We start from the raw sequence: 3416 nt of genomic DNA on the forward strand, positions 1-3416 counted from the left end.
GTTTATCATTTAATGCTTGTCCACTAAGTCCATAATCTTTAGCTATTTGTGTGATAGTTACAAGACCTTTATTTTTAAGAATAATATCTGTATAATCTGCTTTAGGTTTTAATTCTCCTATTATTTGTTTCTGTTGAGTATTTTCTAATTGAAGATTCTCTACTCTCTTATTTGCAATCTCTAAAGCTCTCTTCATTATCATTTCCGGACTATTCCAAGCCTTTTCTACTTCTAAGAAGTATTTTCTAGCTTGTTTACCTTTTTCATTACGTTGTATCATTGCTATTTCTTTTGCCATGTCTAATTTAATTTCATGATCTACTATTTCTTGAACTCCTCCAAGGGTAGGACATTTTTGGGTTACCCTTTGATAATCTACATTTTCAGTAAAACCATACTCAATCATTCTTGAAAACCACTTCTTGTATTCAGTTTTAATTTCTAAAAATTCATGTAATTCTCTCCCACTTAAAGTAATATCATTTTCATTAGTATTAATTTTTATTATTTCCTTCATAGCTTGTCCTCCTTAATTTTTATTCTGTTGAGTTTCAATCCTTAAACTCCTAATGCTATTCTTCCATTATTTAATTTTTCTTTAATAGATTGATTTTCTATCTCTAATTCAGCTATTCTTTTCTCTAGTCTTTTACGTTCTAATGGAGATAAAGGATTAATTTTTCCTAAACTTTCTATCCTCAATATTTCCTCCATATAATACTTAGGTGCTTTAAAATTAGGATTTCTAGTTATTACCCCCTCATTTTCATACTTTATTAATGAGTTAGGATTGTCAAAATCCCATCTTTCAGCTAATTTTTGTCTACTTATTAATGTTTGCTCCATTTTCTTCACCTCTCCTTTTTAACTTGCTTTTTCATTTGATAATATTTCAGCTAATACCGGAATTACATTGTCATAGTATCTAAATGTTTCTACTTCTTTATTTGAGTATTTTGATTTATCATGGTATAGTTTCCCATATTTATCTGTTTTAAGATTATGTTTATTAGCAAGACTACCAACTTTATTAGCACTTATTCCTAGTTCTTGTCCTATTTCTGTAGCTGAATAAGTTTTTCTTTCAACTACTGGTAATGGTAGTAATGTTTCCCCAGTAACTATTTCTGTTGCTTTGGACTGTAATACTTTCTTAAATTCATCTGTTATTAAAGGATTATCTTTTGCTATTTTTAAAAGTAAATTTGCTTTCCTAACAAGTGAATTATTATATCTTGCTTCAATTTCTTTTTTCTTAAGTGAATTGTCTACTTTTACTGGTTTTGCTTTTCCACTAGTAATGACTTCTTTCATTTGTTCAAATCTATCCATATATCTGTCTGTGAATAAGTTTCCTTTTGTTCCAGTAGTTTTATGTGCTAAGAATTCACAACCTCTTTTAGTGATTAGGAATTCTCTATTTGATTTACCACTTGCATCTACATAGGTACTTTCTTCCCAATATTTACTGAAGCCAATTTTGGCTTTAGCTAAATCTTCATTAATATTGTCAATCTTTCTTAATAATTTTGAATGCTCCTTAATTTCCATCATTGGAGCAACTTCTCTTGATGATAATTTTTGTTCAATTTGTTTATTCATTTTTATTCTCCTCCCTAATTTAATTCAAATACTTTTTCAATAGGTTCTTCTAGTGCATTTGCCACTGATTTCATAACCTCTAAACTTGGATTACTTCTTTCACCTTTAGCTAATAAGAAAATATATTGAGCTGTTATATCAGTCTTTTTAGCTATATCTTCATAACTCATACATTTTTTCTTTTTAAGCTTTTCTATATTGTTCATTTACATCACCCCTCAACTTAAACTGTATGTTTATATTATATTAAACCATAAGTTTATATCAACATCTATATAAACTTATAGTTTATCATATTCCCCGATATTATCGAACTATAAGTTTATATCTTTATTTTTCTTAAAATTTCTTACTTTTCCATTGATTTTTATTAACTGAGAGTTTATAATAATATTAAACAATCAGTTTGTGAGGTGTGTTAAATATGTTAGGTGAAAATATAAAAACCTTTATGAAAAATAATGGAATAACATCTAAAGAATTAGCTGAAAGAGTAAATGTATCTCCTACTCATATAAGTTATATTCTTAATAATAAAAGAGACCCAAGTGTGGATTTACTTGAAAAAATAGCTGAAGTTTTAGAAGTTTCTGTTAGTCAATTTTATTTGGAATCTGAAGAAATTAAGAAAAATAAACCTGAAATTCAAGTACCTGAAGAATATTCTTCTAAATATAAAGTTACTTCAAGAGATAAAAAACAATATTTAGAAGAAATGAAAAAAGCAAATGAAGCTTTCTTTATGGATGATGAATTTAACGAAGATGCTAAAAAAGAAATGTTGGATTTAATGTCAGAATTATTTTGGGAAGCTAAAGCTATGAACAAAAGAAAAAAATAATAGGCGGTGGGTTTATTTGTTTAAGTATAGAGAGAAGGTTAAAAGCCTCGTTAAAAAATTTAAAACTAGAGACCCATTTGCTATAGCTAAGGGATTGGGAATTATAATAAAATACAAATATTTATCAGATGATTATCCAAAAGGTATGTTTAAAAAAATGCTACGTCGTAGATATATTATTTTAAATATGAATAAAATATCAAATGAAAATGAATTAAGAGTTGTAATAGCACATGAATTAGGTCATGCTGTACTTCATAATAGTGATTCAGCTTTTTTTCTTCATGACCATACATTCTATTCTCGTGGTCGCTTTGAAAAAGAAGCTAATGCTTTTGCTGCTGAATTATTAATAGATCCTAGTATAATTGATGAATTATATATAGATAGCTATTCTCTTAATCAATTATCAAATTTTTATAGGGTTCCTATTGAATTTATTAAGCTTAAATTCAATTTATATTAAAATATTTTATACCTATTATTTTTTTACTCTCAAAGAGAACATACGTACGCAAAAGGAGGTTTATTATGAATTTTAATGACTATCAAATACCAAAAGAATACACAAATAAGTTTAAAATTACTCAAAGAGATTTAAAAGAATTTGAAGTATTTTGGATTAGTGAATTAGTTGCATTAACAGAAATGTCTAATTTATCAAAAGATGATATTTCAGCAATACATAATGCTTTGATGTGTGCTTTTTGGTCTATTAAGGGTAAAAATAAAGAAAAATATACTCCAGCAAAGTATAAAAATAATATTTACATTAATCAAAATTAGTTTAAAAAGGAGATGATTATTATGGATTATAACATTACTTACAGACAAAAAGATAAAGGATGGCAATATATAATAAGCTATAAAGTAAATGGCAAATGGAAACAAAAAAGTAAACAAGGATTCAAAACTAAGAAAGAAGCTAAACCTTACGCTGAAAAAACATTAAAAGAATTAAAAATACAAGTTA

8 protein-coding genes are annotated in these 3416 nt (G+C 26.7%); 4 read left to right on the plus strand and 4 right to left on the minus strand.

Annotated elements, in window-relative coordinates:
- The 4 genes from J7M87_RS05810 to J7M87_RS05825 all read right to left on the minus strand — a co-directional run.
- A partial coding sequence (locus tag J7M87_RS05810) for an antA/AntB antirepressor family protein (protein WP_291649572.1) occupies positions 1-517 on the minus strand: 517 nt, incomplete at its 3' end.
- 41 nt (positions 518-558) lie between these two features.
- Positions 559-846 carry a transcription factor gene (locus J7M87_RS05815; protein WP_142419074.1) on the minus strand — a complete coding sequence of 96 codons (288 nt, stop codon included), beginning with the start codon at positions 844-846 and terminating at the stop codon, positions 559-561.
- Positions 847-864: 18 nt separating this feature from the next.
- Positions 865-1602 carry a Rha family transcriptional regulator gene (locus tag J7M87_RS05820; RefSeq protein ID WP_291649577.1) on the minus strand — a complete coding sequence of 246 codons (738 nt, stop codon included), beginning with the start codon at positions 1600-1602 and terminating at the stop codon, positions 865-867.
- Between the two features lie 14 nt (positions 1603-1616).
- Positions 1617-1808 (minus strand): helix-turn-helix domain-containing protein, encoded by a 192-nt coding sequence (locus J7M87_RS05825; protein WP_291649579.1) that lies wholly within the window; start codon positions 1806-1808, stop codon positions 1617-1619.
- 218 nt (positions 1809-2026) lie between these two features.
- On the opposite strand from J7M87_RS05825, the gene J7M87_RS05830 reads away from it, so the two are divergent.
- From J7M87_RS05830 to J7M87_RS05845, 4 genes are all read left to right on the plus strand, one after another.
- The gene (locus tag J7M87_RS05830; RefSeq protein WP_291649580.1) at positions 2027-2443 is read left to right on the plus strand and encodes a helix-turn-helix transcriptional regulator; all 417 of its coding nucleotides are present in this window, start codon (positions 2027-2029) and stop codon (positions 2441-2443) included.
- Between the two features lie 16 nt (positions 2444-2459).
- Positions 2460-2909, plus strand: a complete 450-nt coding sequence (locus tag J7M87_RS05835; RefSeq protein WP_291649582.1) for an ImmA/IrrE family metallo-endopeptidase — start codon at positions 2460-2462, stop codon at positions 2907-2909.
- A gap of 65 nt (positions 2910-2974) precedes the next feature.
- The gene (locus J7M87_RS05840; protein ID WP_291649584.1) at positions 2975-3229 is read left to right on the plus strand and encodes a hypothetical protein; all 255 of its coding nucleotides are present in this window, start codon (positions 2975-2977) and stop codon (positions 3227-3229) included.
- A 21-nt stretch (positions 3230-3250) separates the two neighbouring features.
- Positions 3251-3416: DUF3622 domain-containing protein (locus J7M87_RS05845; protein ID WP_291649586.1), on the plus strand; the 166-nt coding region annotated here is incomplete at its 3' end.

Origin of the sequence: Clostridium sp. (genome assembly GCF_017888565.1) — a bacterium.
GTDB lineage: Bacteria > Bacillota > Clostridia > Clostridiales > Clostridiaceae > Clostridium.

Bases quoted from the DNA above. Each gene is read 5' to 3' on its own strand.
- J7M87_RS05815 (WP_142419074.1), bottom strand. From the start codon at position 846: ATGGAGCAAACATTAATAAGTAGACAAAAATTAGCTGAAAGATGGGAT.
- J7M87_RS05820 (WP_291649577.1), bottom strand. From the start codon at position 1,602: ATGAATAAACAAATTGAACAAAAATTATCATCAAGAGAAGTTGCTCCA.
- J7M87_RS05825 (WP_291649579.1), bottom strand. From the start codon at position 1,808: ATGAACAATATAGAAAAGCTTAAAAAGAAAAAATGTATGAGTTATGAA.
- J7M87_RS05830 (WP_291649580.1), top strand. From the start codon at position 2,027: ATGTTAGGTGAAAATATAAAAACCTTTATGAAAAATAATGGAATAACA.
- J7M87_RS05840 (WP_291649584.1), top strand. From the start codon at position 2,975: ATGAATTTTAATGACTATCAAATACCAAAAGAATACACAAATAAGTTT.